Raw genomic sequence first — 18,696 nt, 5'->3', positions numbered from 1 at the left:
AGAGCCCTGCACACAGATACGTCATGCCTCCGCGAGCTCCGCGGGGCTGGCTGTCTCCAGGATGCGCCGGAGCTCTGCTGTGGAGATGTACCGTTCGCGATCGATGACACCGACAGGCGCAACCCTGCGTACCCGTGTATGCCGGAGCCCGCTGCCCAGCCGTACCAGGTCGAGCGCCATGATGCACTCCGGGTGATCCATCAGGGCCGCGAGGACGACTGGAGAGTGGCTGGTGATCAGCACCTGCGCAGTGCCAGCGGCAGCCGATTCGGTGTCGCTGGCGACGGGGCGCTGCGTCGCCTCCAGGATCCGCTCGATGAGCGTCCGTACGCGCGCAGGGTGGAGCCCGTTCTCCGGCTCTTCGATCGCGATCAACGCGCTCGAGGCGTCTGCACGGAGCGCTGTCGAGAGCGCCAGGATGCGCAGCGTCCCGTCGGAGAGGACACGCGAGGGGAGGCGCTGGCCATCGGACGTTTCCATCTGCACGACGAGCGTGTCGCCCTCGACGACGACCTCGAAGGTGCGGACTCCAGGTACGAGGCTCGCAACGTCCGCCCGGATCTCGGCGATCGCGCCGGGGCTCTGCGCCGCCAGCGTAGCCGCCAGGTTGGCGCCGTCCGTTGAGAGCCTCGCTGGTGCGCCAGGCTCGCTCGGCTCGCGGATCCGTTGGGCTTCCAGGTGCAGGACGCGCAGGCCGCTGAGCTCCTCGGCGACGGCGCGCAGGTGCGGCGAGCGAGCCTGCATCTCCGGCTCCGAGAGAAACGTTGCCTCGGGAACGTACTGCACGGTCGCTGTCATCGAGAACTGGGACGCGCTCGGATCCGCCACGGTCAGAGCCCGCTCGTACTCCACGAGCGCGCCGCCATCTCCATGGCGTAGGCGCGACGCAAAGGCTGGATGGCGCCTCAGCCATGTATCCTCATCCGACGTCATCGACTGCAGCACCTCGCGAACGACCGTCAGACGCTCTCTCATGGAGCTGAGCTGCTGAAGCTCGATGTTCACCTCATAACGGAGCCGCGTCGCCTGGAGCGGTACGTCGCGCAGGCCGACCCTCACCGCGGAACGCGGCAGGAGCACCTCGATCGCGAGCGCCATGCTGGCGAGGGCACCGAAGCCGCGTTCGACCGTCGTGGTCGGCTCTTCGTCCCGGCGACGGAACTGCTCGCGGATGCGCCCTCTCCCCTCTCCGACGGCTGCGGCGAGCGGGCTGCCCGCGAGCCGCGCAAGCAGCGAGAGCGCGTCGAGCAGGTTCGATTTTCCGGCTCCGTTCGGGCCGATCAGAACGGAGAGCGGCTCGAGATCGAGGGCGAAGCCCTGAAAAGACTTGAACCCGTCTATCTCGATGCGGGTGATCATCTCCGGCGCCCTTGTGGCAGAGCCTACAGCACATGAGTCCCGCGGGCCAGCGGTTCTCGGGGCTGAGCCGGCCATGCGAAGTGGGCGGCGCCAGCGGCTCTTGCCGGTGCGGTGTCGCCGAAGTCAAGCTGAGCCGGCACCCGGCTCAAGGGCGTGCGACCGGCCTGCCGAGAGCAACCGCGTCGACGGAGCACTCGGCCGGCGGCTGCTCGCAGCAGATGGCCAGGCGTTCTTCCGGCGGGTGATCCCTGCCGGTGTGCAGCCAAATAGGTCACCCGAAAGGGTTTATCGCCGACGGGAAGGCACTGGCACAGTGCCGCCTTGCACACGCCTCCGTTGTCGACATCGCCGCAGCTGCCGCAGTCCGTCGCTTCCCGGTGTACACGCACCGCGCGCCGCACAGCTACGTGGGAGCTACGTCGAGCGGTGCGGATGACCTCGGGAGGGGCTCTTCTCTTCAAGCCGAACCATGCGCTCGCTCATTGATGGGTTGGTCGTGCGGCCCTTTTTGTTGTAGGGTCTCCCCGCGCGCCCCCGCGGCTCGCTGCAGCGGAACGAGCACACATGGCGGAAACGACGACGAGCCCGCTCGGGAAATGCCTTGTTGCGGTGCCCATCCTTCGCCTCGCCGACACCTGTCGTGGCGCCAGCCGCGCGCGAGGCGCGCGCGCCTTCGCCGGCCTCGCGTCTGCGGTCGCGGTCGCGCTCGGCGGCGCGGCGGCGCACGCGCAGGAGTCCGCGCGCGACCCGGTGGCCGCGGAGGCGCTCTTCAAGGCCGCGCGGGCGCTCGTCGACAAGGGGGACGACGCGGCGGGGTGCCCGAAGTTCGAGGCGAGCCTCGCGCTCAACCCCTCGGCGAGCACCCAGATCAACATCGCGCGTTGCCGCGAGCGCGAGGGCAAGCTCGCGACGGCCTGGCACGATTACCACCGGGCCCTCGTCCTGAACCGCGAGACGGCCGGGGAGCAGCGGCGACGAAGCCTGGAGGAGGTCGCCAACAAGGGGATCGCGGCCCTCGAGCCGCGCGTGCCGAAGCTCGTGATCGTGGTCAAGGGCGCGCCCGCCGGCATGGAGGTGCTGCGCGACGGCACGGCGCTCCCGGCGGCCGCGCTCGGAGAGCCCCTGCCGGTCGATCCCGGCCCGCACGAGATCCGCGCGAGCGCCCCCGGGCACCAGGCAGAGACCCGCTCGATCACGCTTGCAGAGGGCGAGACGACGACGGTCGAGCTCACGCTGCGACCGGCGGCTGCGGCCGCGGCCAGCGCCGCGACGCCGCCCACCAAGGCGAACGAAGCGCGAGGCGGGGGCACCCCGACCTGGGCCTGGATCTCCGGAGCCGCCGGGATCGCCCTCGCCGGCGCGTCGGTCGGGTTCCTGATCGACGACCTCTCCGCGATCAGCGCATTGCGCGAGAACTGCCGCGATGTCGCCGGCGGGACGTACTGCGACCCGGGCTATGATTTCGCGGCCGACAATGCGCGCAAGAACCGCGATTTCGGCCTCTTCGTCGGCCTCGGCGCCACGGGCCTCGTCGCGGTGGGGGCGGCGGTCTATGGGATCGTCCGGTCGGGCGGCGAAGAGGCGCCGGCGGCCGTCGCGCTCCCGTGGATCGCGCCGTCCGGCGCTGGCGCCAGCATCTCCGGGAGCTTCTGATGCGAACGGGCGAGACAAGACGCGTGGTGTTCTTCAGGGCTCTCTCAGCGATGGCGATCCCGCTGGTCGCGGCGGGCGCGTGCATCCCTGACGTGGAGCCCACGGAGGGCGTGGTGGTGGGCGGCCAGTTCAACCGCCTGAACGACGCGCGTTATCCGGCCACCGTGGCCGACTTCCAGCTCGATCGCTTCGAGGCGACGGTGGGCCGGTTCCGGCAGTTCGTCGCGGGCTACCCGGCGACTAGGCCGAAGGCGGGGGCGGGCGCTCATCCGCTCATCGAGGGCAGCGGCTGGGACCCGGCGTGGGATGCGAGCTTGCCCGCGGGGCAGGACGAGCTGCGGGCCTCGCTGCAATGCGACGCCAACTTCCGGACGTGGACCGATGAGCCCGCCGGCAATGAGGCGGCGCCGATCAACTGCGTGAGCTGGTATCTCGCGTTCGCGTTCTGTGCATGGGACGAGGGCCGGCTGCCCACGGAGGCGGAGTGGAACTACGCCGCGGTCGGGGGGAACGAGCACCGCGCCTATCCGTGGGGAGACGAGGCCCCGAGCCAGGATCTGGCGGTGTTCGGCTGCGACTCCACGACGACGGTGTGCCCGATCCCGTCCGTCGGGTCGAAATCCCCTGCGGGCGACGGGAAATGGGGACAAGCCGACCTGGCGGGCAGCTTGTTCGAGTGGGTCCTCGATTACCACGCCGATCTGACGGGGACGTGCACCAACTGCGCGGCGCTGACCGACGGAGGCTTCGGAAGGGGCTCCCGCGGAGGGGCGTTCTCCCACACCGAGGAGACGCTCAGTCCGACGTACCGTATCGGCGAGCTGCCGGAGAGGACGCTGTCTTTCTACGGTTTCCGCTGCGCGCGGGACGAGTAGGGGCGGCGACACGACGGTGGCGCCGAGGCCTGTGGTGCCGTCGACTCGATGGCTTTCAGGAACCGTTTCCGGTGCGCCGGAGCGGTAGGACCGGTCGGCCGGGAGCGTTTCCGGTCCTGCGGGCGGTCGGACCGGTGCCCGGGAACGCAGGCCCCCTCGCCGATCGCGTGCTTGCGCTCGAACCCGGAAATCGGGTAGCCCGGTAGGTCACGGCGCGGGGCGTAAGTGGGCATGGTGCAAGGGTAATCGCCGTGGATCTCGACGCCTTCCCCGGGGCCGCCGCCCGCCGCGCGCTGCTCGCCGCGGCGCTCGTGCTCGCCTTCGGCGTCGCCCACGGCGCCCCGGGCGTCCGCCAAGCCGCCGCCGCTGAGCCGCTCGCCTGGGTGGCGCCCGAGAGCGTCCGCGTCGCGCCGTGGAGCAACGGCCCGCAGCAGGGCGCTCCCGCTCCGGACGCGGCGCGCGCCGAGCCCGTCGCAGCCGGGCCCGTCGCGCTCGCCGCGGGGCAGCTGCTCCTCGTGCCCGTGGAGCCAGGTGACCGGCTGGAAGTGCGCGGCGACGTCGCGGGGATCGGCCTCGGCTCCGGCGTCGGGAGCGTGCCCGATGTGATCACCTGGATGCCGCTGCCTCCCGTCAGGGCCGGCGCGCGTGACTTCGCGGCGCCGACGTGGTCGAGCGCGCGCTTCGTCGTCGTGCGCGCGGCCGCCACGCGCGGCGCCGGGGGCACGCCGGTCGCCGTGCGGGTCGCCGCACGGGAGCGCGCGCCGCTGGCCTGGTACCGCCTCGACGAGGACGTCGCCGCATGGCTCGGCGGCCGCGCGCCCGCGCCGGCCACCGCGCCAGGCGAGGCAGGCGCGCTGCTCCGCTGGGTCGACGCCGCGCGCGCGGCGCTCTCCGCCCCGGCCGCGGCGGGCGCGCCCTCCGCGCGCTTCGACCCGGCCGCCGCGCGCCTCGCCCCGGCCGCGGCCGCATGGCTCACCGCGCGCTATCTCGAGGAGTCGCTGCTCCTCCGGCCGCTCGTCGAGCCGTACTTCGTGGCGCGCGGCGTCGAGCTGCACGGAGGCCGCGAAAGCCCCGATCTCCCGGCCGTCGAGCGCGCCACGCCATGGCGCTCGCTCGGCGCCGGGGCGCGGCTCGAGCTCCGCGCGCCCGGCGCGGACGTGCTGCGCATCGCCCTCCGGGCGCGCACCTACGGGACCACGCGCGTCGTGGTGCGCGCTGGCGGCGCCGTCGTCCGGGAGCTCGTCGTTCGCACCGGGTCGCGCCTCGCGGACGCCGCGCGCTGGAGCGAGCCGCGGTGGATCCGGGTGCCGCTGCCGGTCGATGCGCGCGCGGTGACCGTCGACGTCGTCGAGGGGGAGCTCGCCGTCGCCGCCGGCGGCTACCAGCAACGCGCCGGCGTCGCCGAGCTCCTCGCGCCGCAGCGCGACCGCGCCGCCCTGCTCGATCGCGCGGCGCGGCGCGATCAGGCCGGCGACGGCGATCGCGCGCCGGTCCACGCCGAGGCGCCGCGGCTCCTCGCCGCCGCAGACCGGGCCGCCGCGCCGGACGCCGCGAAGGCCGCGCTCGACCTCGCCGCGCGGCCGGCCGTGCCGCCGCCGCTCCGGGCGCTCCTCCTCGCCGAGTCGGTGCGGTGGGCGCCCTCCTCCGGCGCGGCGTTCGCGCGCGCGGCGCAAGCCTACACGGCGGCGCAGGCGTCGGTCGCGGCGCAAGGTGATGCGGCGGCGCAGGGCCGCGCGGCGGCGGGCGCCACGTCGCTCCAGCGCGCCATCCTCGCGCGGCTCGCCGCCGCGCACGCGGAGCCGGGCCCCGCGGACGCGCCCTGGTCCGGGCCCGCTCAGCCCGGGGCCGCGGCGCCGCGTGAGCCCGCCGGAGGCCGCGCGCACCCGGACGACGTCGCGGCCGTGTCCGCGCTGGGCGCGGCGATGTCGCCGCCGCGCGATGGCCGCCGGCCAGCGGGGGCGCCGCTCGCGGAGCGTTACGCGCTCGCCCATGGCGACGTCGAGAGCGCGGCGCCGCTCGCGCGCACCGCCTGGGCGCGCGAGGCCCCGTGGGACGCGCTCGACATCCCCGAGGGCGTGGCCGCGTGGAGCGCGATCGCGACGCCTCGCGACGCGCTGCCGCCGGCGGGAGGCGGCACACCGGGGCGCGCCGCCGCGGACGGCCTCTGCGAGGTGGACGCGGAGTCCGGGCTCCGCTGGACGCTCCTCGACGCCGCGCGCGCGCAGATCGACGTCGAAGCGCCGCCGGGGGCCCACGCGCGGGTGCTCCTGCGGAGCGCCTCGAGCCAGGTGGTCCCCGAGTCGCCGGTGCTCATCGACGGCGCGCCGGCCGCGGTGCACGGCGGCGCCGGGCTCACGTCGGTCGTCGCCGTGGCGCCCGGGGCGCGCACGTTCCAGCGGCCGGCGGGCGCTCCGCCGGTGCTCGCGCGCATCCCGCGCAGCGGGCGCGCGCCGTGCGCGTCGCTGCGCGAGATCGTGCAGTGGGCCTGGGTCGACGGCTCCGCGACCTTCGCGCTCCCCGACCCGGAGCGCGCCACGTTGGCCCGCGTCGTCATCGCGCCGCCCGCCGTGGCGGGCGAGGCGGCGCTGGCATCCGGAGCGCAGGGCGCCGCTGCGCCGGCGTCCGGAGCGCAAGGCGCCGCTGCGCCGGCGCCCCGAGCAGCGGCGCTGGCGCCCGGAGCGCGAGGCGCCCCGCCCCCGGCGGACGGCCCCGCGCGCGTGCTCCGCGTGCGCGCTGGCGCCGCCGTCCACGAGGCCTGGGTGCGCGCCGGCGCCACGGGCTCGATCGAGGTCCCGGTCCCCGCCGGCGCGCACGAGCTGCGCGTCGAGACCGATGCGCCGACGCTGCTCCGCGCCTCGGTGCGCCTGCACCCCGCCGCGCCCGGCGCCCCGCGCGCCGTCAGGCCGGTGCGCCCGCCGGACGGCGCGCCCGTCGACGGTACGCTCGAGCAGATCCGGGGCGCCACGCGCGCCCTCCGCGCCGCGCCCTCACCTGCCCGCGGCGCGCTCCACGCGCAGCGCGCCGCGGCGCTCGAAGCCCTCGGCTTCCCGGCGCTCGCCGCGCTCGACCGCCCCGCCGAGGAGGATCCCTGGGACGCGGCGCATCTGCCCGGCGCGTCGACCGCGGGCGCGCCGCCGAGCACCGTCTTCTCGCTGCCGCCGGGCAGCCCGGTGGCGGTCCCGCTCGGCCTGCCCGCGCGTGTACCGCCGCTCCCGCTGCCCGACGACCGCGCGCCCCTCGCGGCCGCGCGCGGCGCGCACGCCAGCGGCGACCCGCGGCGCGGCGTCGCGCTGCTCGCGGGACCCGCGGGCGACAGCTCGGGCGCGGACGCGCTGCTGCTCGGCCTCCTCGCCGAGCGCTCCAGCGAGGTGCAGCTCGCCGCCGACGCCTTCACCCGGATCGGGCTCGCCCACCGGTCCGCCGCGGCGCTCGCCCGGGCCGCGAACCTGGCCACCGACGTGGCTTCCGCCGCCCCGGCGCCCGATCGACGGCTCACGCTGCGCGCCCTCGTGCTCGCCGAGCTCGCCGTCCAGGAGGCCGCCCGCGAGGCCTCCGCCGGCCAGCAAGGCGCCGCGCCCGCGGCCTCGGGGAGCGCCGCGCAGGGCCCGGCCGTGGCTCCTCCCGCCGGCGCCGCGCCGCCGCCTGTCCAGCTCCCGCCGGCCGCCCTCGCGCGGCTGGCCCCGGTGACCGGCTGGGCCGTGCCGCCGCGCGCCGACGCCACGGCCGGCACGGCCACGCTCGAGATCCGGGCCAGGGCCGATCGCGATCTGCCGCTCCGCGTGCGGGTGCGGCGCGCGCTCGTCGATGCGCCGGAGGCGTCGCTCCTCATCACCGACGGCGCGCGCGCCGAGTTCCGGCTCGACCGCGCCGCGCCGGGCGCGATCGTGCTCGACGGCGTCTGCCGGGCGCTCGACCGCGAGGAGACCCCCTGCGCGTTCTCGATCGCGCTCGACGGCGAGCCGGTCGCGTGCTCCGCGGCGTCCGCGCCGATGGCCGACCGCTGCGTCGTGCAGGTGCCGCGGGGCAGCCACCGCATCGAGGCGCGGCCTCCGGCGGACCGGAGCGTCCTCGGCTGGATCCGCGCGACCGCGGCCGGCGCGGCGCAGCCCTTCTCGGGCCGCGTCCTGTCGACCTGGAACGACATCGACCCCGCGCGCCCCCTCGAGCTCGCGTTCGTCGGCCCGACCGTGGTGCGCATCCGCGCCCGCGCCGCCTACGAGTGCGCGTCGCCCCGCGCGCGCGCCGCGCCCGCGGACGGCGGGGATCCGGCTTGCCATCCCGAGGTCGCCGCGGCCGCGCCCTCCGGCCAGCTGCGCTTCTCGGTGGCGCCGCTCGACGGTGTCGGCGGCGACGCCGGCGGCGGCGCGGTGGAGGAGGGGACCCTCGCGCTCGACGCCTCCGAGGACCGCGCCGCGCGCCGCCTGGGCGTCACGCGCGAGCCGTTCTTCTGGCTCGGCGGTGAGGTCGAGTCCCGCGTCGCCGTCCTCCCCGAGGGCCCGCATGTGCTGCGCGTCGCCTCGCCCGGCGGCCGGGCGCTGCTCCGCGTCGAGCTCGCCGTCGCGAACGGCGCGCCCCGCCCCCGCGTGCCGCCGCCCGCGCCGCCGCCGCTGCCCGCGCCGATCGCGCCCGCGGACGAGCTGCTTCGTCCGGCGCCCCCGGTGGGAGAGGACCCGGACCCGGGGCCGCTCTCCGTCGGCGGCTACGCGCGCCTCGTCGACAGCGAGCTCGCCGAGGAGGACTCCCGTCTTCCGGTCCGCTTCCTCGAGCTAGGCCTCGACGTGCACCGCGAGCTGATCGAGCGGCGCGCCTGGATCGCGGCCGCGGGGTTCGGCCGCCTGCGCGACGGGCCGGAGAGCTTCGGCGCGGAGGCGCGCTTCGACCTGAGCTCGAGCGGCTGGGTTCCCGGCGGTTCGCTGAGCGGCCGCGTCGTGTTCCAGCCGGACGCCAGCGACGCCATGGGCGCCAGGGCGAGCGCGAGCGCGTTCTGGTCCATCCCGCTCGGCGGGCTCACGCTCTCGCCGTGGGCGGGCTTCACGTGGCTCGCGCTCGACGAGTCGCTGCGGGGCTTCGTCGGCGCCGACAAGGACGTCTACACGCCGTACGGCGCCGAGCACGACACGCAGGCCTCGCTCGGGGCGCGCCTGCGGTACCGGCCGTTCGTCGACGCGCTCGTCACGGCGGGCACGTCGCTGCGCCTGAGCCCGGTGCCGTCGGCGCTCGACCGCATCGACGCGACGCTCGACCTCGACCTGCTCCCCGGCCGGGGGCTGTGGCCGTGGATCCAGCTCGGCTGGCTCGCGAGCTACCGGCCGGTGAACGAGACGCGCGACGAGGCCTTCCTGCGCGACGCGTTCACCGCGGGCCTCACGTTCTGGAGCTGGCTCGCGCGCGGGCACCGCGTCTCGCTCGGCGCGGAAGGGACGTTCCTGTTCGACGTCCCGAGCCCGGCCGAGGCCTCGCCGCGCGCCTCGCCGCGCCTCTCGGGGTTGGTCTTCCTCCGCTACGACTACACCGCCCGCCGCGGCCTCCGCGACTTTCCGCCGGCGTCGACGCCGTTCCGCGACCGGCAGGAGGAGGGGAGCGGGCGCGTCGAGCGGGAGCGGCCGGCCGTCGAGCCCTCGTGGGAAGAGCCGTGAAGCAGGCTGCCCTGCCGGCGCGGGCGCGCGCCCTCTCGCCGGAGGACGCGTGCGCCGCGTCCCCCGCAAATTGACCGCAAATTGACCGGCTCGTAGTGCAGGCCGCCACAGGCACCTGCAGCGGGAGGAAGCGGGCCGCAAATCTGTGCGATCGTGCGACATCGACGAAATCGCAAGAACCATTGAACGGAAATACGTCGAGAGGGAACGCACGAGCATGACACTCGGCAAGCTCTCGATTCCGCTCTTCTGCATGGCGTCGCTCCTCCTGGGTTGCCCGAGCAGCGCTCCCGAGGAGGGCGACACCACCTACGACGAGCTGCTCCAGCAAGGGGTGGACAAGATTCGCGCCGGCGGGATCGTCGCCGTGCATGCGGAGGTGCTCGACGGCGACCGACGGATCCTCGCCCGCAGCGGCGTGGCGCAGCTCGGCGGCGATCAGCCGATCGACTTCGACAGCTACTTCCGGATGGGGAGCAACACCAAGACGTTCGTCGCCGTCGTGGCGCTGCAGCTCGCCGGAGAAGGAGCGCTGTCGCTGGACGACACGGTCGAGCAGTGGCTCCCCGGCGTCGTGTCGGGCAACGGCAATGACGGCTCGCTGATCACGATCCGCCAGCTGCTCCAGCACACGACCGGCCTCTACAATTACACCGGTCAGGGCGAGCCGAGCCTGGCCGCGCTGCGCTCCGCCGACGAGTACATGCAGCATCGGCTCGACCACATGGAACCGGAAGAGCTCGTTGCGCTCGCCATGGAACACAAGCCGAATTTCGATCCGGAGACGCAGTGGGCCTACTCCAACACGAACTACGTGCTCGCCGGCATGATCATCGAGCGTGCCACCGGAAATCACTGGAGCGAGGAGGTCGAGGCGCGCATCCTCGATCCGCTCGGCCTGGACCGCACGTTCGAGCCCGGCGACGAGACGGATCTGCCTGCCCCGCACGCCGTGGCATACCAGCAGTACGAGGTCGGCGGGCCGTTCATCGACGTCACGATCGCGAACCAGAGCTTCGCCGACGCCGCCGGCTCCCTCGTCACGACCACCGCGGATCTCGCGAAATTCTGGCGGGCGCTGAGCGAAGGCTCGCTGCTCGATCCGGAGCAGATGGCGGAGCTCCGCGACACGGTCCCGGCGCCGGCCTTCGACTCGATCGCGCCTGGCTCCGGCTATGGTCTCGGGATCCTGTGGATCCCGACCAGCTGCGGTGGAGGATACTGGAGCCACGCCGGCGACACGCTCGGGTACTCGACCCGGAACGCCGCGAGCGACGACGGCTCGCGCGTCGTCGTGATGTCGCTGTCGACGTCGACCAACGACATCGAGGCCAGTTACGCCACGATCGTCGACACCTTCGAGATCATCGATCAGCTCATGTGCGCCGATTGAACTCGAGCCTATTTCTTGACCGTCGAATGTACAAAGTGCAACTTCCACTCATTTCCAACCTTCTTGAAGATCGCGCTCTCCAGAAAGTCGCGTGTGATGGTGCTCGCGTCATTCTGCGCGAACTTGCCATGGTTGATGTAGACCACGCTCCCTGAGTTGTTGTCGACGTTGATCTTGACGTCATCCAACGAAAAAGTGGCTTTGGTTATCGGGGATCCATTGATGATCTCGATCAGGCCGTCGTTGTCGATGATCTTTCCGTTCTCGTAGATGACGAAATCGGGCGTCGTCAAGGTCTTCATTCGTGCAAAGTCCCTCCGGGTGACGCAGTCGAAATACGACACGATGACTGCCTTCAGCTTTTCGGGACTATCGGGTCTATTGGGCTGACAAGCGGACAACGCTCCGGCGAGCGCCAGGGGAATGAACGCTGTTTTCATGGATGCCGTCGACATTGCCATCGTCGAAAACTGTTATCAATAGATATTCCTGGTGGCCGTTCACGGGTGGGAACAGCGGTCCATCGCGCCTTCCGCGTAGCGAAGCACCCAGGGGGGCCACCTGAACGAAGCAGCCTGAGGGAGGAGTGAAAGGCCCCTGGCTTGGCTTCTTGCCCCACCTGGAGCGGTGCCCCGCCCCTCGCGGCGGCGGCGCCGGTCGCGTCGATAGGGCGGTGCGGGCGCGGGCCGGGGCGCCGCTCGCTTGCGCCCCGTGACCTCCATGCAACCTATCACGCCATGCGTACTGAATAGATCGGCGGCAGGTTATTGGCCACGGTCGTCCAGCCCTCTCCGCCGTCATCGCTCACGTAGAGATTGCCCGTGGTGGTGCCGAAGGCCACGGCGCCGTCTTTGTTGGCGAGCGCGTGGCGGTAGATGACGTCGTAGGCTTGCTCTTGAGGCAAACCCCTGCGGAGCTGCTCCCAGGTCTCACCGCCGTCCTTCGTGCGAGCCACGAAGAGCGCGCCGTCGACGGTGATTCGCTGCATGTCCGACTTACCGGGGACGACCCACGCCGTGCGTCCGTCCCTCGCGTCCGCTGTGATGGGGAAGCCGAAATGCACGCCTTGCTCTGGGCGGCTCACCTTGCGCCAGCTCTTTGCGCCGTCGCTGCTGTAGTAGATCCCAACGTGATTCTGCTGCCAGACATGGTCGGGATCGCCCTCGCATTGCTCGATGTAATGCGTGTCGTGGCCCCACTCGGCGTCTGGTTCGGGCGTGTGATCGAGCTGCATGCCGTTGTTGCGCGGTCGCCAGGTCTCTCCACCGTCCGCTGTTTCGATGACGCCCGCCGTCGACACGGCGACGAGCATTCGCTTCGGGTCACGCGGGTCCACCACGATGGAGTGAATGCCCGGGGCGAACTCGCCACCCTCGGAGGCCGGCGTGCCAAACCATTTCGTCTCGCCTTTGCCCTCGCCTGTGAACAGGTCACCGCCGCGTGACTCGTGGTTCCAGAGCGGCCGGTTGAGCTCGAAGGAGCCGCCGCCGTCGCGGCTGACGAACAAGCCACCCGGAATGGTGCCCACGTAGACCGCGCCGCCCGGGCCGAAGCCGATGATCCAGAGCTTTTGCACCGTGGCCGGGCGCGTGACGATCTTGATGCCGACGCCGAAGTCGCTGCCGGCGTCTTCGTACATGTCCTGGCCGATGTAGCGAGCGCCCTCGGGATATTTGATCTGGGCGGGGTTGTCATTCCAGGTCTCGCCTTCATCCGTCGAGACGGACAGCTTGGCCCCCCAATGGCCGAAGCCGAGCAGCGCCCAGAGCTTGCCCGTGTAGGGATCGCGCGCGACATAGTTGACGCCGCCGCCGGCATGGCCCGCGAGGCGCGGCTTCCACGAGCCGTTCTTTTTTTCGACGATAAACGTGCCTTTTCGCGTGCCTACCAGGATACGGCTTGCCATTTCACCCTCCGCTCAACGCCTGAAGAATATGGACCTCGTCGTCGGCAGCGACTGCGTCTGTGAGTCCCTTGCGGTCGCGGATCATCTGCTTGCCGACGAAAATGTTGACGTGCGTCCGCAAGCGACCGCGCTCGTCGCAGATGTAGAAGCCGATGCCGGGCGCGAGCCTCTCCAGGGCCGCCACGACCTCACCTGCTGTCGACGCCTCGACGATGAGGTGTTGACCTTCGAGGTGCGGGAAGAAGGTGTAGAGGTGGCGCGTCAGGTGGACAGACGGCATGGCGTGCTTGCCATACTCCCGAGCTCGCCGCGCGTCAATTGGTTTTGCAAGGTCGGCAGGCAAGACGCAGCCACACGCAGAGCCCCGATGTCTTCAGGGCCCAAGCATTCCCGCGCCCGTTCCCGCTTCCGTTACCGCTACCACCTCCGCAGCCGCGTTGCGTCGAGGTAGGTTGATTCGGTGGGAGCGTGCGCCTTCATTGGGGCAGATGAGTTGCCGCTGACAAGGGGTAGGCACGATATGCCGGCTTCTCGGGGATCTCGGGCGCGCCGGGGGCTCTCGTCAGCGAACGACGGGCTCCGAGGCGTGCTTCAGGCCGGTCAGCACCCTGTAGCGGGCGGCGATGGCCTCCAGCTCGCCGGGGGCGAAGACGTCCTCGATGCGGTCGAATCCGTCGGGCGCCCGCTCATAGGCGATCTGCAAGCACTGCTCCGGACCGTTGCGGCGATTGGCCGCGACGATGGCGGCGGTGGCGGGCAGGCGCTCGGCCTCGTAGGCGGCCAGCGCTTCCACGGGATCGGCATGGGCGGCGAGCGCGCGGACCAGGGCGCGGGCGTCCAGGATGGCCTGGCTCGCCCCGTTGGAGCCGTTCGGATACATGGGATGGGCGGCGTCGCCGAGCAGCGTCATGCGCCCATGGCTCCAGCGCGGCAGGGGATCGCGGTCGACCAGCGGGAACTCGTAGATCGCTTCGGCGCTCCGGACCAGGCCGGGCACATCCAGCCAGCCGAAGCGCCAGTCCTCGAACCTGGGCAGGAAGTCGGCGGGGTCGCCCCGCCGGTTCCAGTCCTCCCGTCGCAGGCTCCTGGCGAACGCGAGATCGGCGGCCCAGTTGATCCTCTGGCGGCCGTCCGGCCCCGGTGGGGAAATCGGATAGACGACGAACTTCTGGTCCTGATGCCCGGCAATGATCATGCTGGCGCCGGTGAGGAAGGGCGCCGCCAGGCTGGTCCCCCGCCAGAGGATGTGACCGCCATAGATCGGCGGCCCCTCGTCCGGATAGAGGCCGGCGCGCGCCGCCGAGTGGATGCCGTCGGCGCAGATCAGGAGGTCGGCGGAAACCTTCCACGCCGCGCCCGCGCGATCGAGGAAGAGCGCCTCGACGCGGCCCCCGCCCTGCTCGTGGCCCGCGAGGCGCCGATCGCAGAGCACCCGGTCGGGGCCCAGCCGCTCGACGGCGGCGTCGAACAGCACGCCTTGGAGGGCGCCGCGGTGGAGGGAGAGCTGCGGCGTGGCATGACCCGCGAAGCGGCCGCGGGGCTCGCCCCAGATGCGCTGGCCGAAGCGGTTGAAATAGATGAGCTCGCGGGTCGCCACGCTCTGGGCCAACAGGGCCTCGAGAAGACCCAGCTCGCCCAGCACCTCGGCGGCGTGGGGCAGGAGGTTGATGCCGACCCCGAGCGGCAGGATGGTGGGCGCCGCCTCGAACACCGTCACCTCATGACCCGAGCCGTGCAGCGCCAGAGCCGCGGCCAGGCCGCCGATCCCACCGCCCGCGACGATCACTTGCATAAGTCCTCCCGTAGACATGCGGCTCGACGCCGCCCTTTGTTGAAGCCGCCGCCCTCTCGATAGCCGGCACGGCGGCCGCGGAGGGTCATCATCGCGGCCGCCGAGCATTGAAACGAGCGCGCCGAGCGGTCCACAGTTCCTTACCACGATGACCTCGCCGTCGCTCGAGGACAGCACGTCCCTGGCGTCCAGCACCATGCCCGATCCGAGCAGCTGGTAGTCTCCTCCTCCGGGGAGCACCGACTCCGACAGGCCGCTGGAGGTCGACGCGGGCCTCTGCGACGAGCACGTCGAAGTGGCGATCTCCCTCCTCGAGGGGAGTTGAGCGACGCTCAGCGCAGCTTCATCATGCCAGCGAGCGCCGGGCCCGCCGCGCAGTCCGGCAGCGGCAGCTTCCCTTCACAGGTGGTCATCCCCCGGGAGCGCGGCCCCATCTCATGTGTGCTTGCTGGTATATCCGCGCGGCGTGACGATGGTTCCCTCGGAGATGAAGGTGTTGGTCGGCCCGACTCTTCGTCGTGGATCGTGCCGAGCGACCCAGCCTGCAGGCCGCGGTCAGGCCGCGTCCGGAGCGCGGTCTCTCGCGCAGTAGCGCTCGATCCACTCGACGATGCGGCGGCTATAAAACACGCGGTGGCTCGGCGTGCCGTGCTCGGCGAGGTGGTGGTCGCCGCCCGGAAAGCGGATGAACTCGACGGGCGCCTTGCCCGAACGCGCGAGAGCCGCGAAGAGCTCCTCCGACTGGCCGATGGGGCAGCGGTGGTCCTCCTCGCCGCACAGGATCAGGGTGGGCGTCGTGGCCTCGCCGGCCAGGGACACGGGCGATAGCTTGCGGTAGAGCTCTCGCTTGTCGAACGGCTCTCCTCGCATGTCGTGGGGATCGACGTAGTAGCCGGTGTCGGACGTCCCGAAATGGGACTCGAGGTTCGCCACCGGCGCGCCCGAGACGGCGGCGCGGAAGCGCTTCGTCTTGCCGATCGCCCACGCCGCCATGAAGCCGCCGTACGACTTGCCCGCGATGGCGACGCGATCGCCGTCGACCGTGCCCTCGGCGACCAGCTCGTCGATGGTGGCGAGGTGCTCCGGCAGGTCGCGCTCGCCCCAGCGCCCCCGCAGGCGATCGGCGAACTCCTTTCCTTGTCCGGCCGAGCCGACCGGGTTCAAGGACAGGACGGCCCACCCGCGGGACACCAGCACATACCAGTACGGCCGGTACGTGAAGCCGAACTCGACAGAGGCGTGCGGGCCCCCGTGCACATGGACGAGCAGCGGTAAGGGGCCCCCTCCGCCTCCCGGCGGCAGCATCAGGAGGCCGACGTTCTTCATCCCCGACGCGCCAGCGAACTCCCGCAGCGAGACGTCGGGCCACGCGCGATCCTCGCCCCACGCCTCGTTGACGTCGATGAGGAGCCGCGCGTCCGAGCCGTCCCAGCGCGCGCTCCCGAGCAGGCCGCAGAGGCGCATGGTGCTCCACAGGAACGCGATGGCTCCGGCGCCGGGCGCCGCGCTGATCTGCGTGATCTGACGATCATCCGAGATGGCCTTGCGGAGCGCGCGCTGCTCGACCGAGACCAGCGCGACCTCCGAGGTGCTTTCGGTCGCGAGCACCACCGCGAGCTCGCGCCCGTCTGCGGACCACGCCGGGGGCATCAGCTTGCCGAGCGGGAAGCTCGCGACCTCCGTGTCCTCCGAGGTGACCATGCGCGGCTCCGCCTCGCCGCGCGCGTCGACGACCCAGACGTGCAGCCGCGAGGCGCCGTCCTCGCGCGGGCCGTAGAAGGCGAGGGTGCGCCCGTCCGGCGACCAGGAGGGCATCGTGGCGAGCGGGCAGCTGCGCGTCACCTGCCGGAGCCCTTCGCCCGAGGGCGTCATCACCCAGAGGTCGCTGCAGTGGGCGTCACGGGGGCCCTCCCGCGTCCGGCTGAACGCGATGAGGCGCCCGTCGGGCGACCACGCCGGGTCGCTCTCGTTCGCGTCACCGCGCGTGATCTGCCGCGCCTCGCCGCCGTCGGCAGGGACGATGAAGAGGTGCGTCCGGCGGTCCAGCACGAACCCCACCCCATCGCTCTTGTACAGGGCCCTCGTCACCACCCGCGGAGCCCCCGGCGGCGCATCGGAGGCGACCTTCGCCGAGAGGACCAGGGCAGCGCCGTCAGGCGACCAGGCGGGGAGGCCGGCGCCCGACTTGAGGTCGGTCAGCCGCCTCGCCTCGCCGCCGTCGATCCGGATCACATAGAGCTGCGCCGGGCCGCCGTCCCGATCCGACAGGAAGGCGATCCGGGAGGAGTCGGGAGAGAAGCGGGGGCTCTCGTTCGTGTCCGAGCCGAACGTGATCTGCCGGGGAGCGCCTCCGCTCGCGGGGATCAGCCACAGGTTGGAGACGTAGGTGTCTGTCTCGGCGTCGATCTCCTCGAGGACATAAACGATCCAGCGGCCGTCGGGCGAGAGGACCATCTCGGCGACAAGCTTGAACGACAGCAGGTCGTCCGGCTCGAAGCGGCGGGCGTGGGGATGTCGCATGGTACAGAAAGGCGAGCCGGGAGGGCGGATGTCAAGGCCTCCTCGGAGCGGCGAGGATCTCACGAGACCATGCGTCGTGTACGGTGGACGGAATGGCACTCAGGGAACTGCGCATCTCCCCGACAGGAGCGCCGACAGGCTCATGCGCTCGTCGCGGTCCACGGCGAGGGTGACGGGCTCGTCTTCAGACGCTCGGCCTCGTCCAGAGGCCCCGCCGCAGCGTTGCTGCTCGGCCTGGCCGGCGCCTCGGCAGCACAGGCACAGACCGCGAGGTCAATCTCCTCGTCGTGGCCATCCCACCGTACAGCCACGCTGCACGTGCTGGTTGACATGGAGGACCTTCCGCGATCCGCGTTCCTCCCGGAAAAGTGACGCTGGTTCGGCAACTTATCGATGCATCGACGGGGCCGCGTCCACTCCACGGCCCGCGGGGTGAGCGCCGCGCTGCAACGGAGAGTCTTCGCCTGCGCCACCGAGCTGTCACGAGCGCGGAGCATGCTGTTTCCCAGGAACATGCGGATCGACCCGCCAGCCACACTGGGACGACACACCGTGACCCTGTACCTCGGGCCGGTGGAGGACGACGGCCCCGAGGCCAGCGAGTCGTTTGGCGAAGCCATCTGTTTCGACCGCCGGGATCCACGATCAATTCGCCGCGCCCAGGAGATCCTCCGGGACCGGCTGCGACTCTCGGTCGTACCGACGCTGTGCGACGAGCCTTCGCCTGGCCTCGGGGCAGCGCTGGGCCGGATCCTCGCGGCCCTCGTCAACGTGCTCGAGCGCTGGCATCGGCGCAACGCCGGTGAAAACCACCTTGCGCTCGAGCCTCGAAGGACGGGATCAGGCCGCAAGGCCTCTCCATCCTGTTAGACGCTCATTCAACATCCAGCTGGGCTACGGCGCGACGAAGTACGGCGCGAACATCGGCTTCAAGGTGATCGGTAAGCTCACGAAGTAGCGAGCGACCATCAGGGATCTCTCCAGGGCCGGCGCGTCGTCATCGTCGGCGGCACGAGCGGAATGGGGCTCGGCGCGGTGAGGGCTGCGGGGCGAGAGGGCTGCTGAGGCCGGTTGCCCTGGTCATTGGCCGGCAGGCGGCTGCCAGAGTTCTACCTTGTTTCCTTCCGGATCGACGACCCAGGCAAACTTCCCGTACTCGGAATCGTCAATCTTCTCGAGAACGTTGCAGCCTTCTTCGCGCAAGACCTTGACGAGGGCGTGGAGATCCTCGACCCGGTAGTTGACCATGAACGTTGCAGTGCTGGGCGCGAACTGGTCACTTTGCGCCGAAGCGATGGACCAGACGGTCGTTCCGGCGACCGGCTTCCCTTCACCGTCAGTCCAGGTGAAAGCCGTGCCACCCCATTCCTGGACATCGATCCCGAGGTGCCGCTTGTACCAAGCCTGTAGCGCCGGAGCGTCTTTGGATTTGAAGAAGATTCCGCCAATGCCAGTGACTCGCTTCATGGAACCTCCGAGGACGGGTGGTGGTGGTGGAAGAGAGCGTGTTTTCTGCGACCTGACGCCTGAATCAAGCCGTGCCGCGAATCGGCGTCGGCTCG

General features: G+C 71.8%; 12 protein-coding genes. 5 read left to right on the top strand and 7 right to left on the bottom strand.

The annotated features are described in order from the left end of the window. Window positions 1-21: 21 nt before the first annotated feature. A complete protein-coding gene (locus WME73_RS42040; RefSeq protein WP_437913248.1) occupies window positions 22-1,359 on the bottom strand; it encodes an AAA family ATPase in 1,338 nt (445 codons plus the stop codon). A 564-nt stretch (window positions 1,360-1,923) separates the two neighbouring features. On the opposite strand from WME73_RS42040, the gene WME73_RS42035 reads away from it, so the two are divergent. The 4 genes from WME73_RS42035 to WME73_RS42020 all read left to right on the top strand — a co-directional run bounded on the left by WME73_RS42035 (window position 1,924) and on the right by WME73_RS42020 (window position 10,916). Next, window positions 1,924-3,012 (top strand): PEGA domain-containing protein, encoded by a 1,089-nt coding sequence (locus tag WME73_RS42035; RefSeq protein WP_437913247.1) that lies wholly within the window; start codon window positions 1,924-1,926, stop codon window positions 3,010-3,012. Between the two features lie 50 nt (window positions 3,013-3,062). Continuing rightward, window positions 3,063-3,887, top strand: coding sequence for a formylglycine-generating enzyme family protein (locus WME73_RS42030; RefSeq protein WP_437853518.1), 825 nt, complete (start codon window positions 3,063-3,065; stop codon window positions 3,885-3,887). A 251-nt stretch (window positions 3,888-4,138) separates the two neighbouring features. After that, window positions 4,139-9,523 (top strand): hypothetical protein, encoded by a 5,385-nt coding sequence (locus tag WME73_RS42025; RefSeq protein ID WP_437913246.1) that lies wholly within the window; start codon window positions 4,139-4,141, stop codon window positions 9,521-9,523. A 217-nt stretch (window positions 9,524-9,740) separates the two neighbouring features. Next, window positions 9,741-10,916, top strand: a complete 1,176-nt coding sequence (locus tag WME73_RS42020; RefSeq protein ID WP_437913244.1) for a serine hydrolase domain-containing protein — start codon at window positions 9,741-9,743, stop codon at window positions 10,914-10,916. Between the two features lie 8 nt (window positions 10,917-10,924). On the opposite strand, the gene WME73_RS42015 is transcribed toward WME73_RS42020, so the two are convergent. The 5 genes from WME73_RS42015 to WME73_RS41995 form a co-directional block, all read right to left on the bottom strand. Next, complete coding sequence (locus tag WME73_RS42015) at window positions 10,925-11,356, bottom strand: nuclear transport factor 2 family protein (protein ID WP_437913243.1); 432 nt, start codon at window positions 11,354-11,356, stop codon at window positions 10,925-10,927. A 290-nt stretch (window positions 11,357-11,646) separates the two neighbouring features. Next, a complete protein-coding gene (locus WME73_RS42010) occupies window positions 11,647-12,822 on the bottom strand; it encodes a WD40/YVTN/BNR-like repeat-containing protein (RefSeq protein ID WP_437913241.1) in 1,176 nt (391 codons plus the stop codon). Between the two features lies 1 nt (window position 12,823). Further along, window positions 12,824-13,102 carry a MoaD/ThiS family protein gene (locus WME73_RS42005; protein ID WP_437768089.1) on the bottom strand — a complete coding sequence of 93 codons (279 nt, stop codon included), beginning with the start codon at window positions 13,100-13,102 and terminating at the stop codon, window positions 12,824-12,826. Between the two features lie 282 nt (window positions 13,103-13,384). Beyond that, entirely contained in the window at window positions 13,385-14,614 is a 1,230-nt protein-coding gene (locus WME73_RS42000; protein ID WP_437917497.1) for a flavin-dependent oxidoreductase, read from the bottom strand. Window positions 14,615-15,169: 555 nt separating this feature from the next. Next, complete coding sequence (locus WME73_RS41995; protein WP_437913239.1) at window positions 15,170-17,134, bottom strand: S9 family peptidase; 1,965 nt, start codon at window positions 17,132-17,134, stop codon at window positions 15,170-15,172. A gap of 552 nt (window positions 17,135-17,686) precedes the next feature. Between WME73_RS41995 and WME73_RS41990 the strand changes: the two genes are divergently transcribed. After that, window positions 17,687-18,004 carry a hypothetical protein gene (locus tag WME73_RS41990; RefSeq protein WP_437913238.1) on the top strand — a complete coding sequence of 106 codons (318 nt, stop codon included), beginning with the start codon at window positions 17,687-17,689 and terminating at the stop codon, window positions 18,002-18,004. Between the two features lie 210 nt (window positions 18,005-18,214). Here WME73_RS41990 and WME73_RS41985 read toward each other — a convergent pair whose 3' ends face one another. Then, window positions 18,215-18,601 (bottom strand): VOC family protein, encoded by a 387-nt coding sequence (locus tag WME73_RS41985; protein WP_437913237.1) that lies wholly within the window; start codon window positions 18,599-18,601, stop codon window positions 18,215-18,217. Window positions 18,602-18,696: the final 95 nt, after the last annotated feature.

It is taken from the genome of Sorangium sp. So ce302 (assembly GCF_051530145.1).
GTDB lineage: Bacteria > Myxococcota_A > Polyangia > Polyangiales > Polyangiaceae > Sorangium > Sorangium cellulosum_B.
Note: the sequence above shows the minus strand (reverse complement) of the source record. Positions and strands in the feature narration are given on the sequence as shown.